Source organism: Micromonospora sp. NPDC048040 (assembly GCF_055587185.1).
The window spans coordinates 1466-27040 of the sequence record NZ_JBVJGT010000048.1 but is presented as its reverse complement, the minus strand read 5'-3'; the positions used below and the strand labels follow the sequence as shown (position 1 = coordinate 27040).

The 25575-nt window shown below is 75.4% G+C and carries 24 protein-coding genes; 3 read left to right on the top strand and 21 right to left on the bottom strand.

Annotated features, from left to right (window positions below; translation table 11 throughout):
* Window positions 1-48: 48 nt before the first annotated feature.
* The 6 genes from ACZ6O2_RS29045 to ald form a co-directional block, all read right to left on the bottom strand.
* Window positions 49-819: a pseudouridine synthase gene (locus ACZ6O2_RS29045; protein WP_466025064.1), complete on the bottom strand. Its 771-nt coding sequence runs from the start codon at window positions 817-819 to the stop codon at window positions 49-51.
* Window positions 806-1813 (bottom strand): SMC-Scp complex subunit ScpB, encoded by a 1008-nt coding sequence (scpB, locus tag ACZ6O2_RS29040; RefSeq protein ID WP_466025063.1) that lies wholly within the window; start codon window positions 1811-1813, stop codon window positions 806-808. The genes ACZ6O2_RS29045 and scpB overlap by 14 nt, the downstream gene beginning before the upstream one ends.
* Window positions 1810-2841, bottom strand: a complete 1032-nt coding sequence (locus tag ACZ6O2_RS29035; RefSeq protein WP_466025062.1) for a segregation and condensation protein A — start codon at window positions 2839-2841, stop codon at window positions 1810-1812. The genes scpB and ACZ6O2_RS29035 overlap by 4 nt, the downstream gene beginning before the upstream one ends.
* Before the next feature lie 54 nt (window positions 2842-2895).
* Complete coding sequence (locus tag ACZ6O2_RS29030; protein WP_036375269.1) at window positions 2896-3819, bottom strand: ParA family protein; 924 nt, start codon at window positions 3817-3819, stop codon at window positions 2896-2898.
* Window positions 3820-4043: 224 nt separating this feature from the next.
* The gene (locus ACZ6O2_RS29025; RefSeq protein WP_466025081.1) at window positions 4044-5036 is read right to left on the bottom strand and encodes a site-specific tyrosine recombinase XerD; all 993 of its coding nucleotides are present in this window, start codon (window positions 5034-5036) and stop codon (window positions 4044-4046) included.
* A gap of 11 nt (window positions 5037-5047) precedes the next feature.
* On the bottom strand, window positions 5048-6163 hold the full coding sequence (gene ald / locus ACZ6O2_RS29020; protein WP_350712384.1) for an alanine dehydrogenase: 1116 nt from the start codon (window positions 6161-6163) through the stop codon (window positions 5048-5050).
* A gap of 291 nt (window positions 6164-6454) precedes the next feature.
* On the opposite strand from ald, the gene ACZ6O2_RS29015 reads away from it, so the two are divergent.
* On the top strand, window positions 6455-6712 hold the full coding sequence (locus ACZ6O2_RS29015; protein WP_357463500.1) for a TM2 domain-containing protein: 258 nt from the start codon (window positions 6455-6457) through the stop codon (window positions 6710-6712).
* Window positions 6713-6790: 78 nt separating this feature from the next.
* Here ACZ6O2_RS29015 and ACZ6O2_RS29010 read toward each other — a convergent pair whose 3' ends face one another.
* The 13 genes from ACZ6O2_RS29010 to ACZ6O2_RS28950 form a co-directional block, all read right to left on the bottom strand.
* On the bottom strand, window positions 6791-7396 hold the full coding sequence (locus ACZ6O2_RS29010; RefSeq protein ID WP_350712383.1) for an NUDIX hydrolase: 606 nt from the start codon (window positions 7394-7396) through the stop codon (window positions 6791-6793).
* Between the two features lie 76 nt (window positions 7397-7472).
* A complete protein-coding gene (locus ACZ6O2_RS29005) occupies window positions 7473-9224 on the bottom strand; it encodes a CTP synthase (RefSeq protein WP_466025061.1) in 1752 nt (583 codons plus the stop codon).
* A 150-nt stretch (window positions 9225-9374) separates the two neighbouring features.
* Entirely contained in the window at window positions 9375-11684 is a 2310-nt protein-coding gene (locus tag ACZ6O2_RS29000; RefSeq protein ID WP_466025060.1) for a hypothetical protein, read from the bottom strand.
* Window positions 11684-12883 (bottom strand): glycosyltransferase family 4 protein, encoded by a 1200-nt coding sequence (locus tag ACZ6O2_RS28995; protein ID WP_466025059.1) that lies wholly within the window; start codon window positions 12881-12883, stop codon window positions 11684-11686. The genes ACZ6O2_RS29000 and ACZ6O2_RS28995 overlap by 1 nt, the downstream gene beginning before the upstream one ends.
* Window positions 12884-12938: 55 nt before the next feature.
* On the bottom strand, window positions 12939-14636 hold the full coding sequence (gene murJ / locus ACZ6O2_RS28990; protein ID WP_466025058.1) for a murein biosynthesis integral membrane protein MurJ: 1698 nt from the start codon (window positions 14634-14636) through the stop codon (window positions 12939-12941).
* A 1-nt stretch (window position 14637) separates the two neighbouring features.
* Window positions 14638-15504, bottom strand: a complete 867-nt coding sequence (locus ACZ6O2_RS28985; protein ID WP_350712378.1) for a hypothetical protein — start codon at window positions 15502-15504, stop codon at window positions 14638-14640.
* Between the two features lie 58 nt (window positions 15505-15562).
* Window positions 15563-16501: a copper transporter gene (locus ACZ6O2_RS28980; protein WP_357463479.1), complete on the bottom strand. Its 939-nt coding sequence runs from the start codon at window positions 16499-16501 to the stop codon at window positions 15563-15565.
* A gap of 27 nt (window positions 16502-16528) precedes the next feature.
* Entirely contained in the window at window positions 16529-17707 is a 1179-nt protein-coding gene (steA, locus tag ACZ6O2_RS28975; protein ID WP_350712376.1) for a putative cytokinetic ring protein SteA, read from the bottom strand.
* Window positions 17708-17826: 119 nt separating this feature from the next.
* Window positions 17827-19584, bottom strand: coding sequence for a DNA repair protein RecN (gene recN / locus ACZ6O2_RS28970; protein WP_350712375.1), 1758 nt, complete (start codon window positions 19582-19584; stop codon window positions 17827-17829).
* Window positions 19585-19725: 141 nt separating this feature from the next.
* Complete coding sequence (locus tag ACZ6O2_RS28965) at window positions 19726-20610, bottom strand: NAD kinase (RefSeq protein ID WP_350712374.1); 885 nt, start codon at window positions 20608-20610, stop codon at window positions 19726-19728.
* A gap of 79 nt (window positions 20611-20689) precedes the next feature.
* Entirely contained in the window at window positions 20690-21550 is an 861-nt protein-coding gene (locus ACZ6O2_RS28960; RefSeq protein ID WP_350712373.1) for a TlyA family RNA methyltransferase, read from the bottom strand.
* Window positions 21551-21572: 22 nt separating this feature from the next.
* Window positions 21573-21842: a hypothetical protein gene (locus tag ACZ6O2_RS28955; RefSeq protein WP_350712372.1), complete on the bottom strand. Its 270-nt coding sequence runs from the start codon at window positions 21840-21842 to the stop codon at window positions 21573-21575.
* A gap of 25 nt (window positions 21843-21867) precedes the next feature.
* On the bottom strand, window positions 21868-22506 hold the full coding sequence (locus tag ACZ6O2_RS28950) for a phasin family protein (RefSeq protein ID WP_350712371.1): 639 nt from the start codon (window positions 22504-22506) through the stop codon (window positions 21868-21870).
* Between the two features lie 113 nt (window positions 22507-22619).
* On the opposite strand from ACZ6O2_RS28950, the gene ACZ6O2_RS28945 reads away from it, so the two are divergent.
* Window positions 22620-22958, top strand: a complete 339-nt coding sequence (locus tag ACZ6O2_RS28945; protein WP_466025080.1) for an SCP2 sterol-binding domain-containing protein — start codon at window positions 22620-22622, stop codon at window positions 22956-22958.
* 84 nt (window positions 22959-23042) lie between these two features.
* On the opposite strand, the gene ACZ6O2_RS28940 is transcribed toward ACZ6O2_RS28945, so the two are convergent.
* Together ACZ6O2_RS28940 and ACZ6O2_RS28935 are read right to left on the bottom strand one after the other, a co-directional pair.
* Entirely contained in the window at window positions 23043-24053 is a 1011-nt protein-coding gene (locus tag ACZ6O2_RS28940) for an HAD-IIA family hydrolase (protein WP_466025057.1), read from the bottom strand.
* Window positions 24050-24979 carry a tetratricopeptide repeat protein gene (locus ACZ6O2_RS28935; RefSeq protein ID WP_466025079.1) on the bottom strand — a complete coding sequence of 310 codons (930 nt, stop codon included), beginning with the start codon at window positions 24977-24979 and terminating at the stop codon, window positions 24050-24052. Before ACZ6O2_RS28935 ends, ACZ6O2_RS28940 begins: the two co-directional genes overlap by 4 nt.
* Between ACZ6O2_RS28935 and ACZ6O2_RS28930 the strand changes: the two genes are divergently transcribed.
* Window positions 24938-25575 (top strand): hypothetical protein (locus tag ACZ6O2_RS28930; protein WP_466025083.1); only part of this gene is annotated, 638 nt, incomplete at its 3' end. The two genes, ACZ6O2_RS28935 and ACZ6O2_RS28930, sit on opposite strands and share 42 nt — an antisense overlap.

Here is a 25575-nt window from a genome sequence, read left to right as displayed (position 1 = left end):
CCGGGCCGCCACGGAGCCTACCGGCAGCCGTACCCGCGAGCCGGCCGGTCAGTCACCCACGGCCTTGAACAGGGCGGCGACCTCCGCGTTGGTCAGCCGCCGGGTGCGCCCGGCGCGCAGGTCGCCCAGCCGGATCGGCCCGATGGCGGTACGCACCAGCCGGCTCACCGGGTGGCCCACCTCGGCGAGCAGCCGCCGGACGATGTGCTTGCGCCCCTCGTGCAGGCTCAGCTCCACCTGGGCGGTCTTGCCCAGGGTGTCCACCACCCGGAAGGCGTCGACCTTCGCCGGGCCGTCCTCCAGCTCCACGCCGGCCGTCAGCCGCCTGCCGAGGTTGCGCGGGATCGGCCCGGACACCTCGCAGAGGTAGGTCTTCTGCACCCCGTACGACGGGTGCATGAGCCTGTGCGCGAGGGTGCCGTCGTTGGTGAGCAGCAGCAGGCCCTCACTGTCGGCGTCGAGCCGCCCGACGTGGTAGACCCGCTGCTCCACCCGGTTGCCGAGGAAGTCGGCGAGCGCCGTCCGCCCCTTCTCGTCGGCCATGGTGGAGACGACCCCGCGCGGCTTGTTCATGGCCAGGTAGACCAGACGGGTGTCGGCGACGAGACGCTCGCCGTCGACGTGGATGACGGCGGTGGCCGGATCGACCTTGTCGCCGAGCTGGGCGACCCGCCCGTTGACGGTGACCCGGCGGCGGAAGATCAGGTCCTCGCAGGCGCGCCGGGAGCCCACGCCGGCGGCGGCCAGCACCTTCTGGAGGCGCTCGGCCCCCTCGAAGACGGGCGCGTCGGGGCGGGGGGTGCGGTCATCGCGTGGCATCGGCAAGCTCTTCTACGTCGTCGGGAAGGAACGGGGCCAGCGGCGGGAGGTCGTCGACGCTGTTCAGCCCGAGCTTCTCCAGGAACATCGTGGTGGTCCGGTAGAGGAACGCCCCGCTGTCCGGTTCGGCGCCGCACTCCTCCACCAGCCCGCGGGAGACCAGGGTACGGATCACCCCGTCGCAGTTGACACCCCGGATGGCGGAGATCCGCGACCGGGTCACCGGCTGCTTGTAGGCGACCACGGCCAGTGTCTCCAGCGCGGCCTGGGTCAGCCGCACGGACTGCCCGTCCAGCACGAACCGTTCGACGTAGGTCGCGTATTCCGGTCGGGTGTAGAGACGCCAGCCACCCGCGGCCCGGCGCAGCTCGAAGCCGTGCCCGGCGGCGGTGTAGCCCGCGGCGATCTCGTCCAGCATCGGCCCGATCCGCTCGGCGGGCTGCTCCAGGACCTGGGCGAGCGTCAGCTCACTGACCGGCTCGTCGACCACCAGCAGGATCGCCTCCAGCGCCCCGCGCAGCTCCGCGTCGTCGAGTTCCGGCGCCGGCGCGGGTGCCGGCGCCGCCCGCCGCCGCCCGGCCGGCTGCTTCGTCGGTACGCCCGCCGCCGGGTCCTGTGCCGCCCTGTCCGCCCGCTCCGCGCCCTGTGCCGCCCTGTCAGTCCGCTCCGCGCCCTGTGCCGCCCTGTCAGTCCGCTCCGCGCCCTGTGGTGCCGTGGCAGTCCGCTCCGCGCCCTGTGGTGCCGTGGCAGTCCGCTCCGCGCCTCGTTCCGCCGTCTCGCCCTGCTCGGCGCCCTCCCCCGCGGCGTTCCCGAGGGTCTCCCCCGTGCCGTCGGCCGGCGCGGCGAGGATCTCGGAGGGATCCGGCCCCTCCGGGGGCAGGTCGCTGCCAGGGTCACCCGAAGGCGACTCGGCCGGCGGGGTGGGGCGCTGCCAGGGTGGGATCCAGGCGGCGGCCTGGTCCGCCAGGGAGTTCCGGCGCTCCTCGCTGCTCATCCGGTCTGCTCCTCCGTCGTCGCCGTCCCGTTCCCGCCCGCCGCCGCGCCCGCCCCGGCCTCGTGGGCCGGCCCCGCCGCACTCGCGGCGGCGCCCGGCGGGCCCGCGGTCGGTGTCTGGTCCGCCGGTTCGGCGGGGGTGCCGGCGTACTCGTCGATGTGCAGGTCCGGGCCGCCCTCGGCGGGGCCGGTCCAGCGTACGGTCAGCTCCTCCAGGGCCTGCTCCTGGACGAAGGCGACCAGGCCCTCCCGGTAGAGCTCCAGCAGCGCCAGGAACCGGGCCACCACCTCCAGGGTGGCGTCGCAGTCGGCGCAGAGCAGCGAGAAGGTGGCGGTGCCGGCCCGGCGCAGCCGCTCGGTGATGATCGCCGCGTGTTCCCGGACGCTGACCCGGACCATGTGCACGTGGGCGATCGACACCTCCGGCACCGGCTTCGGCGTCATCGCTTTGATCGCCAGCTTCAGCAGCCGCTCCGGGCCGATGCCGAGCACCAGGTCCGGCAGGGCCTCGGCGTACCGGGGCTCCAGGGTGACCGCCCGGGGGTAGCGCCGGCCGCCGACCTCCTCCAGCGCGGCGATGTGCGCCGCCGCCTCCTTGTACGCCTTGTACTGCAGCAGTCGGGCGAAGAGCAGGTCCCGCGCCTCCAGCAGGGCGAGGTCCTCCTCGTCCTCGACCTCGGCGGCGGGCAGCAGCCGGGCGGCCTTGAGGTCGAGCAGGGTGGCGGCGATCAGCAGGAACTCGCTGGCCTCGTCCAGGTCCCACTGGTCGCCCATGGCCCGGATGTACGCGATGAACTCGTCGGTGACCCGGTGCAGCGCCACCTCGGTGACGTCGAGCTTGTGCTTGCCGATCAGCTGGAGCAGCAGGTCGAACGGGCCGGTGAAGTTCGCCAGCCGGACGGTGAAGCCGGCGCTCTCCGCCGCCTCGGGCACGCCCCCGGGACCCGTCGGCACCTCGGCGGCGGGCTCGGCGGCCCGCACGGGCGGCTGCTCCGGCGTCGCGGGCGGATCGAGGGGTGGCGCGGTCACCGGAAGACCGTAGTCCACGCCCCGGACGCCTCGGCGCGAAGGTGCACCCTGGGCCTACCGCTCCGCCTGGGCGGCGATCACCTCGCGGGCGAGCTGGCGGTAGTTGCGGGCGCCGGACGAGGCCGGGTCGAGCGTGGTGATCGGGGCACCGGCGACGGTGGACTCGGGGAACTTGACGGTCTTGGTGATCACCGTCTGGTAGACCTTGTCGCCGAACGCCTCCACCACCCGCTGGAGCACCTGCCGGCAGTGGGTGGTGCGGCTGTCGTACATGGTGGCGAGGATGCCCTCGAGCTCCAGGTCGAAGTTGAGCCGCTCGCGCACCTTGTCGATGGTGTCCAGCAGCAGGGCGACACCGCGCAGGCTGAAGAACTCGCACTCCAGCGGGATGAGCACGCCGTGCGCGACCGTGAGCGCGTTGATCGCCAGCAGGCCCAGCGAGGGCTGGCAGTCGATCAGGATGTAGTCGTACTCCTTGCGGATCGACCGGAGCACCCGGGCCAGGGCCATCTCCCGGGCGACCTCGTTGACCAGCTGGATCTCGGCCGCGGAGAGGTCGATGTTGGCCGGCAGCAGGTGCAGCCCCGCCACGTCGGTCTTGATCAGGACGTCCTCGGCGGTGACGTCGTCCTGCATGAGGAGGTTGTAGACCGACAGGTCGAGGTTGTGCGGGTTGACCCCCAGCCCGACCGAGAGGGCGCCCTGCGGGTCGAAGTCGACCAGCAGCACCTTGCGGCCGTACTCGGCCAGCGCGGCGCCCAGGTTGATGGTCGTGGTGGTCTTGCCGACGCCGCCTTTCTGGTTGGCCATCGCGATGATCCGGGCCGGGCCGTGCCGATCGGTCGGCATCGGCTCGGGAATCGGCTTGCGCATCGTGTAGGCCGCCGGATCCGCCGGGCCGAGATCCGCCCCGAGTGTGGCCTGCTGCTCGCGGAGCTCCGACGTCCAGGTCTCGGCACGGTCACCGTTGCCAGCCATGTCCTCGTTGCCCCCTCCCGACGACCACCCGGCGTCGGAGCCGTCCGACGTCCTGCGCGGCGCCGCTGCGCACCCCGTCTGCCTCGCCCCAGGAGGTCCGCGCCGATGCCGACTGTACGCCACCGGCCAGCGGGCCGGTCGCACCCGCTCGGCGTGTCGCCGCCCCGCCGACCAGGCCACCCCCGGCGGACCGGCCGACGCCCACCGGCCGGACGGTCGACGGGTCAGCCGCGGGCCCGGGGATGGGCGGTGGCGTACACCTCGCGCAGCCGCTCCACGGTGACCAGCGTGTAGACCTGGGTGGTGGTCACCGAGGCGTGGCCGAGCAGTTCCTGCACCACCCGCACGTCCGCGCCGCCGTCGAGCAGGTGGGTGGCGTAGGAGTGGCGCAGGGTGTGCGGGGAGACCGCCTGCGGCCCGTCCACCGGCAGGCCGGCCCGCTGGGCGGCGCGGCGCAGGATGGTCCAGGCCCCCTGCCGGGACAGCGCGCCGCCACGGGCGTTGAGAAACACCGCCGGGGTGCCCCGGCCGGCGGCGGCCAGCCCGGGCCGGGCGCGCACCAGCCAGGCGCTCAGCGCCTCGACCGCGTACCCGCCGATGGGGACCAGCCGGGTGCGGCCGCCCTTGCCGCGCAGGACGACGGTGCCCTCGCCGACGTCGAGGTCGTCGACGGCCGCGCCGACCGCCTCGGAGATCCGCGCCCCGGTGCCGTACAGGAACTCCAGCAGCGCCCGGTCGCGCAGCGCGAGCGGCGCCCCGTCGCCGGTGGCGGTCACGGCGCCGGCGGTCTCCAGCAGCCGGACCACGTCGTCCACCGGCAGCGCGCGGGGCAGCCGGCGCGGCGGGGTGGGCGGGCGGACGTCGCGGCTGGGGTCGGCGCCGGCCAGCCCCTCCCGCAGCGCGAAGCGGTGCAGCCCGCGCACCGCGCTGGCCGCCCGCGCCGCGGACGAGACCGCCAGCGGCGGGTGCGCGTCGTCGCCGGCCCGCAGCCGGGACAGGTGCTCCTCGACCTGGCCGGGGCCGACCGCCGCCAGGTCCGGCACCCCGGCCGCCGCCAGGGTGGCCAGGTAGCGCTCCAGGTCCCGGCGGTACGACGAGAGCGTGTTCGCCGACAGTCCCCGTTCGACGGTGAGGTGGTCCAGGTAGCCGCGGACGGCACGGCGCAGGGCCGGCGCGGGCTCCGCGCCCGCGCCGGCCCCGTCCGGTGTGCCGGTCAGCCCGCCGCCCCTCAGGCCAGTGCGTCGGCCAGCGGCAGGGCCCGCATGCCGTGCGCCTCGGCGACCGGGCCGTAGGTGACCTGGCCGTCGTGGGTGTTCAGGCCCAGCGCCAGCGCCGGGTCGCGGCGCAGCGCCTCCCGCCAGCCGTGGTTGGCCAACTCCAGGGCGTACGGCAGGGTGACGTTGGTCAGCGCGTAGGTGCTGGTGTGCGGCACGGCGCCCGGCATGTTCGCCACGCAGTAGAAGATCGACTCGTGGACCTTGTAGGTCGGGTCGGCGTGCGTGGTGGGACGCGAGTCCTCGAAGCAGCCGCCCTGGTCGATGGAGATGTCGACCAGCACGCTGCCCGGCTTCATCCGGGAGACCAACTCGTTGGAGATCAGGGTCGGGGCCTTCGCACCGGGCACCAGCACCGCGCCGATGACCAGGTCCGCGTCGAGCACGGCCCGCTCGATCTCGTACGCGTTGGAGGCGACCGTCTGGAGGTGGCCGCGGTAGATGGCGTCGGCCTGGCGCAGCCGCGCGACGTTCTTGTCCAGCAGCAGCACCTCGGCCTGCAGGCCGAGCGCGATCGCGGCGGCGTTCATGCCGGAGACGCCGGCGCCGATGACCACGGTCTTCGCGGCGTAGACGCCGGAGACGCCGCCCATCAGGATGCCCCGCCCGCCGCCCTGCGCCTGCAGGTGGTACGCGCCGACCTGCGGTGCGAGCCGGCCCGCCACCTCGGACATCGGGGCGAGCAGGGGCAGCGACCGGTCCGGCAGCTCCACCGTCTCGTAGGCGATGCCGGTCACCTTGCGGTCGAGCAGCGCGTCGGTGCATTCCTTGGACGCGGCCAGGTGCAGGTAGGTGAAGAGCACCTGCCCCTCGCGCATCCGGTGGTACTCCTCGGCGACCGGCTCCTTGACCTTGAGCACCAGCTCGGCGGTGTCCCACACCTCGTCGGCGGTGGCCAGGATCTTGGCTCCGGCGGCGGCGAAGTCGTCGTCGCTGATGCTGGACCCGACCCCGGCGCCGGCCTCGACGAAGACCTGGTGACCGCTGCGGACGAACTCGTTGATGCCCGCCGGCGTGATCGCCACGCGGTACTCGTGGTTCTTGACCTCGCGGGGGATTCCGACCTTCACGATGCAGACACCTCTCTCCGGGGCTGCTCTCCCCCGACTGCTCGGCGCCACGACGGCCCCTTTGCCGCCGCGATCCACCGGTCCCGTCGGCGGCAGTCTAGGCGCGCCGCCGCCCGAAATGAGCCAGCACAGTGACATCCGGTGCCCGCCCACCCTGACGAAGTGTCAGGCGTCGACCCGGCCGGCGGTGGGACGCCCCCTCAGCCGTCAGGACAGTGTTAGTCCATTATCGTCCCATCCAGTGGGTCCCGCTGCGGACACGACGAGAGTGGATCACTAGGGTGTCGCCTCATGACCACACCTCCTTACCAGCCCGGGTACCCGACGGGCGTTTCCGACAAGAGCAAGCTCGTCGCCGGTCTCCTCGGCATCTTCCTGGGCGGCTTCGGTGCCGGCCGGTTCTACATGGGCGACACCAAGACCGGTGTCCTCCAGCTCGTGGTGAGCATCGTGACCTGCGGCTTCGGCAGCATCTGGGGCCTGATCGACGGCATCCTGATCCTGGTCAACGGTGGCGTCGACGGGCAGGGCCGGCCGCTGCGCGACTGACCCGACCGGAACGACGAAGGGGCCGTGCGGCGAACCGCACGGCCCCTTCCGCCGTGTATCGCGTCCGGCTCGGCCGGCTCAGCGCGGCGGCGGCGTGTCCGCCCGGCGCAGCGCCGACCAACCGGCGTCGCGGCCCCGGGCCGCGGCGAGCAGCCCGGCCACGCAGGACGCGTTGGTGATCTCCCCCGCGAGGACCATGCCGACCGCCTCGTCCAGGTCGATCCGGACGACCTGGAGGTCGGCCTCCTCCTCGCTGCGCTCGTGGCGCCGCTCGGCCGGCACGTCGGTCAGGTCCCGGGCCAGGAACACCCGGACCAGCTCGTTGGTGAAACCCGGCGAGCTGTGCAGGTCGACCAGGACGTCGAGCCGCCCCGCGACGAGGTCGACCTCCTCGGCCAACTCCCGGGCCGCGGCGGCGGCCAGGTCCTCGCCGGAGACGTCGGTCAGCCCGGCGGGCAGCTCCCACAGGTGCCGCCCGACGGGGTGGCGGTACTGGCGGATCAGCACCACCTGGCCGGCGGAGTCGAGCGCCACCACGGCCACCGCGCCGACGTGCCGGACGAAGTCCCGGACTCCCGTCCCGCCGCCCGGCATGGTCACCTCCTCGCTGACCACGTCGAAGATCCGGCCGCGGTAGCGCTCCGTGCGGGAGCGCACCTCGTAGCGGTGCTCGACGGCGCTCACGCCGCCGCCCCGCTCGGCGTGACGGCGGCGCGAGGCGCCGCGCTGCTGGGCCCGACGGGTCGCTCGCTCCGCTCGTTCACGAGGCCGACGCCGCCTTCGCGGCGGCGCCGCCGTTGCGGGCGGCCTTCTTCGCCGCCGCGTTCTCCGCCGCCTCCAGGTCCACCGGGAGCTGGTCGGCCTCGGAGTACGCCACGGCCGCCTTGACGAAGGAGGCGAAGAGCGGGTGCGGCCGGGTCGGGCGGCTCTTCAGCTCCGGGTGCGCCTGGGTGGCCACGAAGAACGGGTGCAGGCCGCGGTCCAGCTCGATGAACTCGACCAGCCGGCCGTCCGGCGAGGTGCCGGAGAAGCGCAGGCCCGCCTTGGTGAGCTGGTCCCTGTAGGCGTTGTTCACCTCGTACCGGTGCCGGTGCCGCTCGCTGATCTCGGTGCTGCCGTACGCCTCGGCGACCAGCGAGCCCTCGGTCAGCTTCGCCGGGTACGCCCCGAGCCGCATCGTGCCGCCCAGGTCGCCCCTGCCGGCGACGATGTCCTCCTGGTCGGCCATGGTGGCGATGACCGGGTGCTTCGCCTCCTCGTCGAACTCCAGCGAGTTGGCGCCCTCCAGGCCGGCCAGGTGCCGGGCCACCTCGATGGTCATGCACTGCAGGCCGAGGCAGAGGCCGAGCAGTGGGATGCCGTTCTCCCGGGCGTACCGGGCGGTGCCGATCTTGCCCTCGATGCCGCGCACCCCGAAGCCGCCCGGGATGACGATGCCGTCCACGCCGGCCAGGGCGGCCGCGGCGCCGGTCGGGGTGACGCACTCGTCGCTGGGCACCCAGCGCAGCTGCACCCGGGCCCGGTGGCCGAAGCCGGCGGCCCGGATCGCCTCGCTCACCGACAGGTACGCGTCGGGCAGGTCGACGTACTTGCCGACCACGGCGACGGCGACGGTGTGCCGGGGCTGGTGCACCCGGTCCAGCAGGTCGTCCCAGCTGGCCCAGTCCACGTCCCGGAAGGAGAGGCCGAGCCGGCGCACCACGTACGCGTCGAGGCCCTCCCGGTGCAGCACCTTCGGGATGTCGTAGATGCTCGGCGCGTCCGGGGCGGCGGTGACCGCCTCGCGGTCGACGTCGCAGTAGAGCGACAGCTTCTGCTTGACCTTGTCGGGGATCTCCCGGTCGCAGCGCAGCACCAGCGCGTCGGGCTGGATGCCGATGCTGCGCAGCTGGGCCACCGAGTGCTGGGTCGGCTTGGTCTTCAGCTCCCCCGACGGCGCCAGGTACGGCACCAGCGAGACGTGCAGGTAGAAGCAGTTGTCCCGGCCCAGGTCGTGGCGGACCTGCCGGATCGCCTCCAGGAACGGCAGCGACTCGATGTCGCCGACCGTGCCGCCGACCTCGGTGATCACGACGTCCGGCACCTGGCCGTCGTCGTCCGGGTCGGCCATGGCCAGGATCCGCGACTTGATCTCGTTGGTGATGTGCGGGATGACCTGGACGGTGTCGCCCAGGTACTCGCCGCGCCGCTCCTTCGCGATCACGTCCGAGTAGATCTGGCCGGTGGTGACGTTCGCCTTCCCGGAGAGCGCCCGGTCCAGGAAGCGCTCGTAGTGCCCGACGTCGAGGTCGGTCTCGGCGCCGTCCTCGGTCACGAAGACCTCGCCGTGCTGGAACGGGTTCATCGTCCCCGGGTCGACGTTGAGGTAGGGGTCGAGCTTCTGCATGACCACGCGCAGGCCGCGCGCGGTGAGCAGATTGCCGAGGCTGGAGGCGGTGAGGCCCTTACCCAGCGAGGAGGCGACGCCCCCGGTGACGAAAATGTGCCTGGTCGTCCGTGCTGAAGGGGCCAAGGCCTGCTCCCGTGTCGTCTGTCGCGGTCGTGCAGACCGCCGTGCCGATCAGCAAAGTGATCACGCGATCCACGGGATTCCACGGTAACACCTCACCCGCCCCCGCCGCCCGGCGCACCCGTACCGGCCGTCCGGGTGTCGCCGACCCGGTCAGGAGGCCGTGACCTCGCTCGATGGCCGGCCGGCCGGCGCGTCCGGCCCGGCGACCGGATCCGCGGTGCTCGCCCCGGCGCCCGCCCCCGGGCCGTCCGGGCCGCCGTCGTCCGATCCCCCGCCGCCGCCCGGCCCGTCGCCGGTCCCGCCCGGCCCACCGTCGCTCTGGCCGGCCCCACCCGGCCCACCGTCGCTCTGGCCGGCCGCGTCGGGCTGGGTGCGGTCGGTCGAGTGGTCGAGCACCCGCAGCGCGGCCAGCGCCGCCATCGGCACCACCAGGGCGCCGGCCGCGCCGGCCACGTCCAGGGCGTCGCCGCCCAGCACCCCGCCGATCACCGCGGCGACGGCGGTGCCGGCCATCGCCGCCCGCATCGCCGGGTAGATGCCGAACAGCCGCATCAGCCCGCCCCACGGCTGGAGCAGGGCGAACCAGACCAGCAGGGCGCCGGCCAGGGCCAGCACGGTCAGCGGGCTGTTGACCAGGGTCTCGAAGTTGGCGGTGCTGGAGCGGTGCACGGTGAGCCCGCCGGTGCCGTCGCCGACGGCGGCCAGGAACCGGCCGAGGCTGCCCCGTTCGGCGGCGGGCCGGCGCAGGTCCAGCACCGCGAAGCCGATGGTCAGCGCCAGCCCGGCCATGGTCGCCCAGGCCAGCCGGCTGATCGTCAGCCAGCCGCCGGCGCTGATCGCGGCGGCGACGCTCAGCCCGGCGGTCAGCGCGATCGCGCCGACCGGGTCGGAACCCAGGTACGGGCTGCCGACGACCACCACGGCCGCGCCGCCGACGAGCACCATGACGGTCGGCCGCCAGGACCGGCGGACCCGCTGGGCCAGCCACCCCGCGCTCAGCAGGGCGCCGGCCAGGAACACGCCGAGCCCGACGGTGCCCAGCCCGGCGTACCGGCCGCCCTCCAGGGCCGAGTAGCCGACCACCCCGTTGAGCTGGAGGCGGGCGCCGGTGAGCACGTCCACCCCGACGGCCAGCGTGGTCAGCCCCGCCACCGCGCCGAGCGGGCCGAGGGTGCTCGCGTACCCCGGCGCCAGCCGGACCACTGCGGTCGCGGCAACCAGCAGCAGCACGGTCACCCCGGCGAAGTAGAGGCCGGCGTGGTCGCCGCGCCACCACGGCACCGCGTCGGCGAGCAGGGCCGCCGGCACGGCCAGGGCGGCCCCGATCAGCAGCAGCTCGACGACCGACACGACCCGCCGCGACACCGGCTCCGGGCCGTACGGGCCGGCGTGCCGGCGGGCCCGGCGCAGCAACGGCAGCACCGCCACCGCCAGGAGCACCTGGACGCCGGCGAGCAGGGCGAAGAACCAGTCCGCCACCCGCCGTTGGGCGGCCGCCTCCCGGTCGGCGTCGGCGGGCTGCGCGATCGCGGCGGCCAGGTCCGCCGGCCGCCCGCCGACCGATTCGGCCGGCCGACCGAGGAAGAGCCGCTCGGGCATCGGCCGGCCCAGCGCGGTGAGCGCGGTCGGTGCGAGGTCGACCAGTTGCAGGTAGCCCTCCCGGCCGGTGCTGGCCGAGGTGAGCCATCCGCGCTCCCAGCCCGGCCCGTCGGCGACGGCCACGTGCAGCCGGGACGGCACCTCGGTGTCGGACACCCCGGCGACGATCACCAGCGAGCGGGGCGGCCGGGCGGCGAGCACCCGGGCCAGCCGGGCGTCGGCCTCGCGGGCCGCCGCGGCCCGGGCCGTCGGGTCCTCGCCGGTGACCGTGCCGAGGTCGACGATGCTCAGCACGCACGAGCCGAGCAGCTCGGCGGGGTCCTCGGGCAGGGCCGCCGCGTACCGGTCGACCCGGCCGAACGGCCGGGCGGCGGCGACCGCCGCACCGGGCCCGACCGCCACCGAGCAGCGCACCGACTCCGACAGCGCGCCGGGCACCGCGCCCCACGGCAGCCGCTCCTGGTTGTGCAGGACGACGCTCTCCTGGTCGGGCAGGTTCGCGCCGATACCGTCGGGTTGCTCCACGGTCACCGCCGTCGGGGGGCAGCCCCCGACCTGCCGGCTGCCGTTCCAGGCGGCGTAGCTGCCCGCCCCGAGGGTCAGCCAGCCGTCCACGGGGCAGGTCGGCCGGTGCGCGGAGCGCACCGAGAGGGAGCCGATGGAGCCGTCGCGGGCCATCCGCCACAGCGTCGGGGTGGTCTCCGGGTCGACGTCCTCCCAGCGCAGCCCGGCCACCCCGGCAAGCACGACGAAGTCGGCGGTGCGCTCGGGCGCCTCGCGGTCCGGCCGGGCGGTCAGCGCCGCGATGCCGAGCGCCACCACGACCAGGGTCAGCAGGGCCGGGGCGAGTCTGCGCAACATCACCGGCGTCCCGTCGACGGGGCGTGACCGTCACGTCCGGGTTCGGCGGGCCCCCCGTCGGTGCCGGGGAGCGCGGCTCCTGCCGCGTCCGGAGCCAGCTCGGCGTAGAGCGCCGCGAGCTGGGCGAGGGTGTCCGCCTCGGTGGGCCAGGTCGCGGCCCGGGCGGCGCCCCGCCGGCCCAGTTCGGCCCGACCGGCCTCGTCGTCGAGCAGGGCACGCACGGCCGCGTCGACCGCGTCCACGTCCCCGGGCGGCACCAGCGCCGCGGCGTCGCCGACCAGCTCCGGCAGGCCCCCGACGGCGGTCGCCACCAGTGGTACGCCGGCCCGCATCGCCTCCTGCGCGAAGAGCTGGCGGGCCTCCCAGTCGCTGGTCACCAGCGCCAGGTCGGCCCCGGCGAGCAGGTCGGCCACGTCGGTGCGGTGCCCGAGCAGGGTCACCGGGGCCCGGGCGGCGGAGATCCGGGCGGCCAGCGGCAGGTAGGCCGGGCCGCTGCCGGCGATCACCACGGCCGGCGCCGGGGTCCGGATGCGCCACCGGGCGGCCGCGTCGACCAGCACGTCGTACCGCTTCTGCGGGTGCAGCCGGCCGACCGAGAGGATCAGCGGCTGGTCCGGGCCGACGCCGAATTCGGCGCGGACGGCGGCCCGGCGGCGGCGCGGCGCGGGCAGCGCCGGCGCGGCGACCGGGGCGAGCCGGGCGTCCGTCGCGCCCAGCGCGGCGGCCCGCTCGACGAGGTCGGCGGAGGCGCCGAGGGCCACGCGGGCGCCCCGGGCGACGACCCGCTCGACGAGGCGGGACATGCCGCCGCGCAACCCGCCGGCGAGCACCGCGTTGTGCCAGGTGACCACGAGGGGCACGGCCGGCCGGGCGAGGACGCCGACCAGCCCGGCCCGCAGCCCGTGGGCGTGCAGCACGTCGACCGGCTCGGCGGCGAGGGCCCGGCGCAGCGCGGCCACGGCACGGGCGTCGGCGGGGGTCGGGCTGGCCGAGATCTCCACCGGCCGGAACCGGGCGCCGACGCCGGTGAAGTCGAACTGTTCCTGCGTCGCGGCGGGCCCGCAGACCAACACGGCGGTGCCCGCGGCGGTCAGCCCCTGGGCGAGGGAACGGACGTGCTGCCCCACCCCGCCGGTGCTGGAGGCGAGCAGCAGGGCCACGGTGCCGCGCCAGTTGGTGTCCGGTGTCGGTTCCGTCACCGGGACCACCCCCGCTCGTCGGTCGCCGCCGGCCGGTCACCCGTCCTGCACCCGCTCACCGGGACACCGTCTCCTTCCCGTCACCCCGTTCCGGGGGGATCTCACCCTCACCCGTCCGTTCGGCGGGGGCCGCCGGCCCGCGCCGGCCCCGGCTCAGCCGCCGGAGCACCCCGGCCAGCAGCGGTCGCACGTCCCGCCGGTCGACCAGCCAGACGACGGCGAGGAACACGACGCCGACCAGGACTCCGGACAGCATGCCCTGCACGAGTGCGGCCGGTGTCGTCGGGGTGCCGTCGCCGGCCGCGTCCAGCCAGCGGGTGGCGGCCGTCCCGGCGAGCGCCGCCAGGGCGCCGGCGAGCAGCCCGGCGGCGCCGGCCCGGCCGACGCCGGCGAGCGCGGCGGCCCCGGCCGAGCGCAGCACGGCGGCGAGCAGCAGGCCGCCGAGCAGCAGCATCCCGGCCGAGTTGGCCAGGGTGACCGCCAGCACCCGGTCCGCCACCGGGAGCAGGGCCGCCAGCGGCACCGCCGCCACCGGCACGGCCAGCCAGCCGGCGGTGATCGCCACGGTGGCGGGGCGGGTGTCGCCGCGGGCGTAGAGGGCCCGGGAGAGCACCGCGAAGAGGCCGTAGCCGAGCAGCCCCGGGGCGAAGCCGGCGATCCCGGCGGCCGTGGACCCGGGATCGTCCGGGTAGAAGAACGAGGCGACCGGCGCGGCGGTGCCGACCAGGGCCGCCGCGCCGAGGCAGCTGAACAGCAGCACGCCGCGCGCGGTCGAGGAGAGCGTGCGCCGGTAGTCCCCGTCGTCCCCGGCGGCCGCCGCGGTCGCCAGCGTCGGGTAGGCCGCCACGGCCAGCGGCACCGCCAGCACCGCCCAGGGCAGCAGGTACATGGTCTGGGCCAGGTTGAACACCTGCGGCGAGCCGGTCGGGCCGCCGGAGACCCGGTTGAGCAGCACCAGCAGCGCGATCTGCTGGGCGGTGACGGTGACGGCGCCGGCCAGCGCCAGCCCCTTCACCCGCGCCCGGGCGTCGGCGGGGAACGCGTACCCGGGGCGCAGCCGCAGCCCCAGCCGGCGCAGCGGGATCAGCAGCGACAGCGACAGCACCACCACGCCCGCCGTGGTGCCGCCCGACAGGATCAGCTCGCCGCCGCGGCTCACCTGCGCCACGCTCGCGCCACGTCCCTCGGCGCCGCCGAAGGCGAGGTAGACCACGATCACGGTGAGGCTGGACAGCAGCGGCGCGATCACCGGCCAGGCGAACCGGCGGTGCGCCTGGAGCACGCCGGTCAGCACGATGCCGATGCCGTAGAGCGGCAACTGCGGGGCGAAGACGCGCAGCATCCGCGCGCCGGCGGCCACCTCCGCCTCGGAGCGCCCCTCGCTGATCAGCGACACGACCGGGTCGGCCGCCACCGCGACCAGCACGGCCAGCGGCACCAGCAGGGTGACCGTCCAGGTGAGCAGGGCGCCGGTGGTGGCGGCCACCGCGCGCCGGTCCCCGGCCGCGACCGGCCCGGCCAGCAGCGGTACGACCAGACTCGCCAGCGCGCCGCCCGCGACGATCTCGAAGATGATGTTCGGGACCGTGTTGGCGATCACGTACATGCCGCCGAGGTCGCTCTTCTGCACGACCCAGGTGAAGACGGCGGTGCGGCCGAACCCGGCGAGCCGGCTGAGGACGGTGAGGACGGCGATGAGCGCGGCCGCTCCGGCGACGCGGCCGGCGCCGGCGAGGGGTGCCGGGGTCGTCACGTCAGTCGGCGCGACGGCCCAGCGCGTCGAGTTCGCGCAGCCCGGGGGTGCGCTGGATGACCTGGGTGAAGCTGACCTTCTCGCTGGCCGCGGTGAGACCGGCGAGCACGGCGAGCAGCCCGGCCCGCCCGACCGGCCCGGTACGCGCGGCCAGCGCCACGCCCAGCAGCGCGCCGAGCGCGTTCGCGCCGCTGTCGCCGAGCATCACGTCCTCGCCGAGGTCGTCGGGGAGCAGCCCGGCGGCGGCGCCGACCGCGCCCGCGGCGATTCCGCCGTGCGGGCCGGCGGCAAGCGGGGCGCCGAGGAGGATGCCGGACTTCAGCGCCCGGCCGGGTCGCAGGTCGAGCAGGTTCAGCAGGTTCGCGGTGCCGGCGATGACGCCCGCGCCGAGCAGCACGTCGATGCCCCGCCCCAGCGTGCCCTGCCGCTGGCGGCGGCGGTGCCCGGCCACCCGGGGGTCGGTGGCGAGCAGCGCGGCGGCGCCGAGCCCCGCCGCGCCCACCCCGACGACCTTGACGAGCCCGGCGGTGACCCGGCCCTCGCGCAGCGCGGCCAGGTGACCGGCGAAGCCCTTGGCCGCCTTCTGCTCCGGCCGCGCCCCCACCACGTCGTCGTAGAGCCCGACGGCCCCGGCGCCCACCCCGGCGACCAGGGCCGCGGCCCCCGAGGACGCGCTGGAGGCGCCGAACGCGCCCGCGCCGGCGGCCCCGGCGGCGAGCGCCGGCCCGGCGGCCAGGGTCACCGTGCGGCCGCGGAAGTTCGTCCGGTCCAGGGCGGGGCCGGCCGGCGAGGTACGCACCTCGCGCAGCGCGTACCGGGCGGCGGCGGCGCCCGCCCCGGCGATCAACAGTCGACCGAGCAGACTCACGCGGCCCCCTCCCGCTCGTGCGTACGGCTGGATCCGGACACCGGGGTACGTCGCTCGCTCACTGGGGCAGTCTAGGCAGCAGGGTGGCGTTGTCGCCGACGCCGTACTGCCCGGCCTTCTTCTCGGTCACCTGCTGCACCATCGCGAGGGCGGTGACCAGCTGGCCCTGGACGGTGTTGGCGTTGTCGACGGTGGAGATGCTCTGCACCAGCACCGGGTCGCTGCGGACGGCCGCGACCAGGTTGCCGCCGGTCGAGCCGTTGCCGGCGACGACGATCGTCCCGACGCGGTCGAACTGCTCGGCGACCTTGAGCACCGACTCGTCCTTCTTCGCCGAGTCCTTGTCCACGTACGGCTGCCCGCTGACCACGACGACGGCCTCCGCCGACGCGCTGACCCGCTCCTCGGTGGTCAGGTAGTTGGCGTTGGTGTACGCGGCCAGCACCGCCCGCCGGTCGGCCTCGGTGACCGGGGTGGCGCCGGTCGCCCGGTCCAGCAGGACGCTGGCCAGCAGCGCGCTGGACGTCTCCACCCCGTTGCCGTTGCCCGGCAGGTCGGCGGTCGGCGCGCTGGTGGGGCGCGCGGCGGTGACCGCCAGTTCCAGCAGGTCGTTGTTGTTGTCCGGATTGATGAACTTGTCCTGCAGGTCGATGCGGCCCGTCATCTCGGCCCCGCCGAGCTGGAGCATCTTGACCACGCCCTCGGTGTGGTCCCGCCCGGTGGGCAGGGTGACCACCACCACCCGCTTGCCGGCGAGCTTGCCCGGCAGGAACAACTCCGCCATCTGGGCCGCGAAGTCCTCCTCCAGCTCCAGTTCCTTCTCCATGCTCTGGACCTGCTGGCGCATCAGCTGGTTGTCCTTGCGCAGCCCGTTGACGTTCTCCTTGAGCGAGTCGGCGACCGGGCCGTTCAGTGCGGCGGTGCCGACCACCAGACCGATCGCCAACGCGAGGAAGACCGCGGTCAGGGACACCACGTGGTACCGGAAGTTGATCACACCTGCAGCCTCTTGATCGGTCGGACGCTAGAAAAGCTGTTCAAGCTGGAACACGAAATTGTTCCACCACTCGGAAACCACACCCAAATACGCCTTGCCGACGGTGGAGACCGCCACGGCGGAGGCCATCGCCGCGATCGCGGAGAGCACCAGCAGCAGCAGCGAGGACCCGGAGATGCTCTGCCGGTAGAGCCGGCTCACCCCCTTGGCGTCGACGAGCTTGCCGCCGACCTTGAGCCGGGTCAGGAACGTGGAGGCCATGCCGCCGCGGCCCTTGTCCAGGAACTCCACCAGCGTGGCGTGGGTGCCGACGGCGACCAGCAGCGAGGCGCCCTTCTCGTCGGCCAGCAGCATGGCCAGGTCCTCGCTGGTGGCCGCGGCCGGGAAGGTCACCGCCGGTACGCCGAGCCCGGTGACCCGGGCCAGGCCGGGCGCCCGCCCGTCCGGGTAGGCGTGCACGATCACCTCGGCGCCGCAGCGCAACACGTCGTCGGTGACCGAATCCATGTCACCGATGATCATGTCCGGCGTGTAGCCGGCCTCCACCAGCGCGTCCGCGCCGCCGTCGACGCCGATCAGCACCGGCTTGAACTCGCGGATGTAGGGGCGCAGCACGTCCAGGTCGGCCTTGTAGTCGTAGCCGCGCACCACGATCAGGCAGTGCCGCCCCTGGATCTCGGTCTGGATCTCCGGCACGCCGACGCCGTCGAGGAGCAGTGCGCGCTCCTGCTTGAGGTAGTCCATCGTGTTGGCGGCGAACGCCTCGAGCTGGACCGACAGGCCCTCCCGGGCATCGGCCATCGCCTTGGCCACCGTCTCGGCGTCCTGGAGGCTGCCGTGCGCCACCGGCTCGTCGCCGACGTAGACGGTGTTGCCCTCGATCCGGACCGTGTCGCCCTCACGGATCCGCTCGAAGATCCCCTCCCCCAGGTCGTCGAGGAGCGGGATGCCGGCGCCGATCAGCACCTCCGGCCCGAGGTTGGGGTAGCGACCGGAGACCGACGGCTTCGCGTTGAGCACGGCGGCGACACCGACCGCGACGAGCGAGTCGGCGGCGACCCGGTCCACGTCGACGTGGTCGATGACCGCGATGTCACCGGGGCGGAGCCGGCCGACCAGGCGTTTCGTCCGGCGGTCCAGGCGCGCGGTGCCGAGGATTCTGCCCGGTTCCGCGTTCCGGGTCCGGCGCAACGTGGGTAGACGCATCGTGACCATCCTGGCATGTGAGGCAGGCATTTCTGTCGCGACATGCCTGAGCAGGGCCGCCTACCCAGGGAAGCACACTAGCGCGCAGGCCGGTGTGCCTGTGCTCACAATCGCCGCCCTCACGGACGCCTTTCCCGGGCCGCCACGGCGAGAAGCTCCTCGGCATGGGCGATACCCAGGTCGGAATCGGGCAAACCCGCGAGCATCCGGGCCAACTCCCGGGCCCGCTCCGTGTCCTCCACCACGCGGACCCCGCTCGTGGTGACCGCTCCGCCCGTGTCCTTCGCCACCACCAGATGCCGGTCGGCGAACGCGGCGACCTGCGGCAGGTGGGTGACCACGAGCACCTGGTGGCTACGGGCCAGCCGGGCCAGCCGCCGGCCGATCTCCACCGCCGCCTGGCCGCCGACCCCGGCGTCCACCTCGTCGAAGACCAGCGTGGGCGGCCCGCCCGAGCCGGCGAAGACGACCTCGATGGCGAGCATCACCCGGGACAGCTCACCGCCGGAGGCGCCGCGCTGCAACGGCAGCGCGGGCGCGCCGGGGTGGGCCAGCAGGCGCAGCTCGACCTCGTCGCCGCCGTCCGGGCCGACGCCGACCTCGGCGCCGTTGACCGGCAGGCTCGGCTCCGCCCGGCCGGCCGGCCGCGGCAGCACCGCCACCTCGATCCGGGCGTGCGGCATGGCCAGGCCGGCCAACTCGACGGTGACCTGCTCCGCGAAGCGGGTCGCCGCCTCCTGCCGGGACGTCGACACCCGGCCGGCCAGGTCGGCGACCTCGCCCGCCAGCCGCGCCGACTCCCGCTCCAGCTCGTCGAGGAACTCGTCGGAGGTGTCCAGGTCGGACAGCCGGGTGCGGGCCCGTTCCGCCCAGGCGATCACGCCGTCGACGTCGTCGGCGTACTTGCGGGTCAGGGCGCGCAGCGCCGCCCGGCGCTCGTAGAGGGCCTGCAACCGGGCCGGGTCGGCGTCGAGCGCGGCGAGGTAGGCCGACAGCTCGGCGGAGACGTCCGCCACCAGCGTCGCCGCCTCCTCCAGCCGCCCCGCCAGCTCGCCGAGCGCCGGATCCGTGCCGGCCTGCGCCTCCAGGGTGCGCCGGGCGGTGCCGAGCAGCGCCGTGGCGTCGGGGGTCTCGTCGGTCGCCTCCACGCCGCCGGCCACGCACTGGTGGGCCAGCTGCGCCGCGGTGCGCAGCCCCTCGGCGTGCTCCAGCCGCTGCGCCTCCGCCTTCAGCTCGTCGTCCTCGCCGGGCTGCGGGTCGACCCGGGTGATCTCGTCCAGGCCGAGCCGCAGCAGGTCGGCCTCCTGGCTGCGCTCGCGGACGTTGCGCCGCCGGTCGGCCAGGTCGTCGACCACGGCGCGCCAGCGGGTGTACGCCTCGCGCAGCGCGTCGAGCAGCTTCTCGTGCTCCGGGCCGGCGAACCGGTCCAGCGCGGCCCGCTGCTCGGCCGGACGCAGCAGCCGCAGCTGGTCGGACTGGCCGTGCACGGCGACCACCTGCTCGCCCACCTCGCCGAGCATGGCCACCGGCATGCTGCGCCCACCCAGGTGCGCCCGGGACCGACCCTCCACCGTGACCGTGCGACTGAGCAGCACCGAACCGTCCTCGTCGGGCTCGCCGCCGGCGTCGACGACCCGGGTGTGCACGGCGGCGGCAACCCGGCCGTCGAGCCGCAGCCGCCCCTCGACCACCGCCCGGCCGGGCTGGGCACGGACCCGCCCCGCGTCGGCACGGCCACCGAAGAGCAGGCCGAGGCCGGTGACCACCATGGTCTTGCCCGCACCGGTCTCGCCGGTGATGACGTTCATGCCGCCGGTCAACGGCAGCGTGGTGTCCTCGATGACGCCCAGTCCGGTGATGCGCAGCTCTTCCAGCACAGCAACCGACAGTAGACGCGGCCCCCGACAGTTGACCAGCCGGCACGGGCGTACCGGGGCGTCGCGCCCCGCCTCACCACCGGCCGGGCGCCCCGGTGCGGCTGGTCACCGCCGGTGCCGACACGCGCCACGGACGCGCTGTCAGCGGCGGTTGCCGCGCCAGCCGTGCACGGGCAGGTCGAACTTCGCCACCAGCCGGTCGGTGAACGGGCGGTCCCGCAGCCGCACGATGCGCACGGGCAACGCGCCGCGCCGCACGGTGACCCGGGCCCCGGGCGGCAGGTCGTAGACGCGCCGGCCGTCGCAGGACAGCACCGCGAGGGTGGTGAACGGGTCGACGGTGATGGCGAACGTGGAGGTGGGCGCGGTGACCAGCGGCCGGCTGAACAGCGCGTGCGCGCTGATCGGCACCAGCAGCAGGGCCTCCACCTCGGGCCACACCACCGGCCCGCCGCCGGAGAACGCGTACGCCGTCGAGCCGGTGGGGGTCGCGCAGACCACGCCGTCGCAGCCGTAGCGGGACAGCGGGCGGCCGTCCACGTCGACGAGCAGCTCCAGCATCTGGGCGCGCTCGCCCTTCTCGACGCTGATCTCGTTGAGCGCCCAGGACTCGATGGTCGGGCCGCCGTCGAACTCGGCGGTCACGTCCAGCGTGAGCCGCTCGTCCACGGTGTAGTGCCGGCCCACCACGTCCCGTACCGCGCTGTCCAGGTCGTCGATCTCCGCCTCGGCGAGGAAGCCGACCTTGCCGAGGTTGATGCCGAGCAGCGGCGCCTTCGCCGGCCGGGCCAGCTCGGCCGCGCGCAGGAACGTGCCGTCCCCGCCGAGCGCGAAGACGATCTCCGCGCCCTCGGCCGCCTCCAGGCCGGTCACCGGCACCACGCCGGGCAGGTCGAGGTCGTCGGCCTCCTCGGCGACGACCCGTACCTCGAAACCGGCCGCGATGAGGTCGGCGGCCACCGCCCGCGCGTGCTCGGTGCTGCGGCGGCGGCCGGTGTGGGTCACCAGCAGGGCCGTGCGGCTCACCGGGACGGCCGTCCCGTCGCGCCCGCCCGGCACCCGCACCCGCACGGCCCAGCCACGACCGCGGGGCTCGCCTGCTCGCTCACCCGGCCACCTCCTCCGTCGCCGTGTCCGGCAGGTCGCCGGACGGCGCCGGGCCCTGCGGCCCGGCGGTCACCACGGCACGCACCCGATCCGGGTCGGCCGGCGGTGCGTCCCGGCGTAACCATACGAAGAACTCGACGTTGCCGCTGGGCCCCGGCAGCGGGCTCGCGGCCACGTCGGCCAGACCGAGGTCGAGCCGCGCCGCCGCGGCGGCGACGTCGAGCACCGCCTCGGCGCGCAACGCCGGATCGCGGACCACCCCGCCGGCGCCGACCCGCTCCTTGCCGACCTCGAACTGCGGCTTCACCATCAGCGCGAGGTCGCCGTCGGGCCGGGTGCAGCCGGCCAGCGCCGGCAGCACCAGCCGCAGCGAGATGAACGACAGGTCGGCGACCGTGAGGTCGACCGGCCCCCCGACGGCCTCCGGAGTGAGCGTACGGACGTTGGTGCGCTCGAAGACCCGCACCCGGGGATCGTTGCGAAGCGGCCAGGCGAGCTGCCCGTAGCCGACGTCGACGGCCACCACCTCGGCCGCGTCGGCGCGCAGCAGCACGTCGGTGAAGCCGCCGGTGGAGGCGCCCGCGTCCAGGCAGCGCCGGCCGGCAACGGTCAACCCGCCGGGGGCGAAGGCGGCCAGCGCGCCGGCCAGTTTGTGCCCGCCCCGGGAGACGTACTCCGAGCTGGGGTCCTCGCCCGTGACCAGCAGCGGGTCGGCGGGGTCGACCATCGCGGCGGGCTTGCGGGCGGGTACCCCGCGCAGCTGGACCCGGCCGGCCTCCACCAGCGCGGCGGCCTGCTCCCGGGAGCGGGCCAGGCCGCGGCGGACGAGTTCGGCGTCCAGCCGGTTACGACGTGCCATGCGTGGTTCTTCTCCGGTCCGGTCAGGCCTGGTCGATGGTGGCGAGGGTTTCCCGCAGCGTCTCGTACGCCGCCTCGTACTGCGCGATCTGGTCGGCCGGGGCGAGCGTCGCGGCGTTGGCCATCGCGCGCACGGCGGCGTCGACGGCGGGGTGGCGCGCCTCGTCGAGGTCGTCGAGCGGCTCGGGTCGCGGCGGCCCGGGGCGCGGTCCGGGCGTGGGGCCCGGCCGGGCAGCGGACGGCGGGCCGGGACGGGCACCCGACGGCGGGCCGGGACGGGCAGGGCCGGTCACGAGCCGCTCCCGGCCGCGAGGCGGATCACGCCTCGCCGCCCGGCTGCTGCCTGCGGGCGGACGCCTTCTTCACCGGCCGGGCCGGCCCGGCGTCGGCGCCCTGGGCCTTCGCCGTCGGGACCTGCTCGACGTGGCCGCCCTCGGCCGGAGCGACGGCCGACGGCGCCCGCTTCGCCACCGCCTTCTTCACGACCGCCTTCTTGGCCACGGCCTTCTTGGCGACCGCCTTCTTGGCCACCGCCTGCGTCGCGACGGGCGCGCCCGGCCCGGCTGTGGGGGGCACGGCCGGCTCGGCGGCGCCCGGGGCCGCCGACGAGGTGGTGGGTGCCGACGGCGGCGGGGTGGCGGGGGCCGCGGGGGTCGTCCTGGCCTCCCGGAGCTGGCGCTCCAGCTCGTGCACCCGGCGGGTCAGCTCGGCGACCTCGTCGGCGGTGGCGAGCCCCACCGCGCCGAGGGCGCGGTCGACCTCGAACCGGACCAGCTTGGTCAGCGCCTCCCGGTTCGCCGCGCCGGTGGAGACGAGTTCCTCGGCGAGCGCCTGCAACTGGCCGGCGGTCGCCCCGCCCGAGCCGACGAGGCGGCGCACCGCGTCCTGGGCCTTCTTCCGGGGCGCCTCCGTCAGGCCCATGGCCAGCTCGAGGTAGGCGCGCCACGCGTCCTGCATGCCTGAGTCCTTCCGCGGGGCGGGGGTGTGCAGGTGTCACGCTACCGGGCACCCCGCGACGCCCCGTGCGGTACGGTGCCGGGGACGGCGTGGCGAACGGCGAGGGGGCGACAGTGGCCAGCGTGGACGAGTGCCGGCAGGCGTTGCAGGAGCTGGCCGCCCGGCTGGACCGCAACGCGGAGACGGTGCGGGAACGGATCGACCTGGACCGCACGCTGGCCTGCCGGATCACCGACCTGGACACGGCCTTCCACGGCCGGCTCGCCGACGGCCGCCTGGTCGACCTGGCCGACGGCGACGACCCGAAGGCGAAGATCGCGCTGAGCACGAGCAGCGACGACCTGCTCGCGTTGGTCCGCGGTGAACTCGACATCACCCGCGCGGTCACGTCCCGGCAAGTGTCGATCAAGGCGAACCCGCTCGACCTGATGAAGCTGCGCAAGCTGCTCTGAGCCGCGGCCGAGGCAGCCTGCTCCGAGCCCCGGGCAGGGCGGCCCGACCGCCACGGTAGAACCGGGCCGGGAGGGCGGGACCGTTCAGGCGGACAGGCCGAACGCGGTCAACACCTGCTCGGCCGCCGCCGACCCGGCACGCACGCGCGTCGCGTCCCCGGTCCAGGCGGCCGCGCACAGCGCCGCCACGGCGGCCAGCGGGCGGCCCGCCCCGGACAGCTCCAGCGCGCCGTCCCGCGACGCCACCGACCAGCCGTCCGCGGGGCCCGGGACCCGCACCACCGCCGCCGGGTCGAAGAGCCCGGCGAGGTCCATCGCAACGTACGTCGGCCGGTGCTCCGGCGGGGCGGCGAGCAGCTCGGCCACGTCGCAGACGCCGGTGAGCACCAGCAGGCTGTCCAGGCCCGCCCGCCGGGCGCCCTCGATGTCGGTGTCCAGCCGGTCGCCGACCACCAGCGCCCGGCCCTCGCCGGCGCGGCGGGCCGCGGTGGCGAACAGCGCCGGCTCAGGCTTGCCGACGACCACGTCGGGATCCCGCCCGAGCGCGGTCCGCAGCGCGGCGACCAGCGCGCCGTTGCCCGGTAGGGGTCCCCGACCGCTGGGCAGCGTCCGGTCGGTGTTGGTGGCGATCCAGGTCGCCCCGCCGCGTACGGCCACCGACGCCTCGGCCAGGTCCACCCAGCCGACCTGCGGCCCGTACCCCTGCACGACGGCGACCGGCGACTCGTCGGCCCGGGACACCGGCGTCAGCCCGGCGGCGCGGACCTCGGCCCGCAGTGCCTCGGCGCCGACCACCAGCACCGCGGCGCCGGGAGGCAGCCGGTCGCGGAGCAACTCGGCGGCGGCCGCCGCGGAGGTGAGCACCTCCTCCGGCCGGGCGGGAACCCCGATCCCGGTGAGCAGGTCGGCCACCTCGCTGGAACGGCGTGAGGCGTTGTTGGTCGCGAACGCGACGCGCCGCCCCTCGGCGTGCAGTTGGCCGACCGCCTCGACGGCGCCGGGGATCGGCCGGTCGATCAGATAGATCACCCCGTCCAGGTCGAACACGACCAGGGCGTACCCGTCGACCAGCCGCTCCCCGGCGTCCGCCGTCATCGCTGCGGGGCGTCCGACTCGGCGGTGCCGGCCGACTCGCCAGGAGCGGCGGCGTCGGTCCCGGTGCCGTCGGCGGTGGGGCCGGCCGCGACAGCGCGCGCCTCGTCGTCGGTCAGCTCGTCGTCGGCCAGGTCGTCCGTCGACACGTCCGCGCTCCCGGTCTCGTCCCGCTCGTCGGCGGTCCCGGCCTCGTCCCGTCGCCCGTCGTCGTCGCGCTCGGCGTCGCCGGTGAGGTCGGCATCCGGACGGGCCGGCACCGCACCCGGGGCGCCCGGACCGGCGGCGATCGCCTCGGCGGACTCCTCGTCCTCCTCGTCGCCCTCGATCACCACACCGTCGAGCTCCAGCAGGCGCTCGGCGGCGTCGGTCTCGCCCTCGGTGTCCGCGTCGGCCGCCCGAGAGAACCACTCGCGGGCCTCCTCGCGACGACCGACCGCGAGCAGCGCGTCGGCGTACGCGTAGCGCAGCCGGGCCGTCCACGGCTCGGCCGCCTCGACGGTCAGCTCGGGAACCTGGAGCATGGCCACCGCCGCGTCCTTCTGGCCGAGGTCGCCGCGCGCGCCGGCCGCCACGATCAGCAGCTCGATCGCCACGGCCTGGTCCAGCTTCTCCCGGTCCGCGCCACGGAACAGGTCGATCGCCCGCTCCGCCCGACCCAGCGCCCGCTCGCAGTCCGCGAGCACCGCCAGGTGGCTCTGCAGCCCGGTCATCCGGTGGTACGTGCGCAGCTCCGCGATCGCGGTCTGCCACTCCCCCGCGTGGTACGCGGCCAGGCCCACCGCCTCGCGGACGGCGGCGATCCGGGACGCCAGCCGACGGGCGGCCAGCGCGTGCGCCAGCGCCTCCGCCGGGTCCTCGTCGATCAGCTGACCCGTGGCCACCAGGTGTCGGGCGACCGTCTCGGCGACCGGCTTGGCCAGCGACAGCAGCTCGGCCCGGACGTCCTTGTCGAGGTCGGTGGCGACGATCTCGTCGGGCAGCGCGGGAGCCTGGGTGCGCTCCCCCTCCGCCTCCGGTCGCTCCCGCCGCTCGTCGCCCCGGAAGCCGCCCTCGCGGCGCTCACCGCCACGGAAGCCGCCCTCACGGTCGCCGCCACGGAAACCGCCTTCGCGACGCTCGCCACCGCGGAAGCCCTCACGGTCACCGCCGCGGAAACCACCCTCGCGACGCTCGCCGCCCTCACGACGGAACCCGCCTTCGCGACGCTCGCCACCGCGGAAGCCCTCACGGTCACCGCCGCGGAAACCGCCTTCGCGGCGCTCGCCACCGCGGAAGCCCTCACGGTCACCGCCACGGAAGCCACCCTCGCGGCGCTCACCGCCACGGTACCCACCCTCGCGGTCACCGCCACGGAAGCCGCCGCCCTGGCGCTCGCCGCCCTCACGGCGGAACCCGCCTTCGCGGCGCTCGCCACCACGGAAGCCGCCCTCGCGGTCACCGCCACGGAAGCCGCCGCCCTGGCGCTCGCCGCCCTCACGGCGGAACCCGCCTTCGCGGCGCTCGCCACCACGGAAGCCGCCCT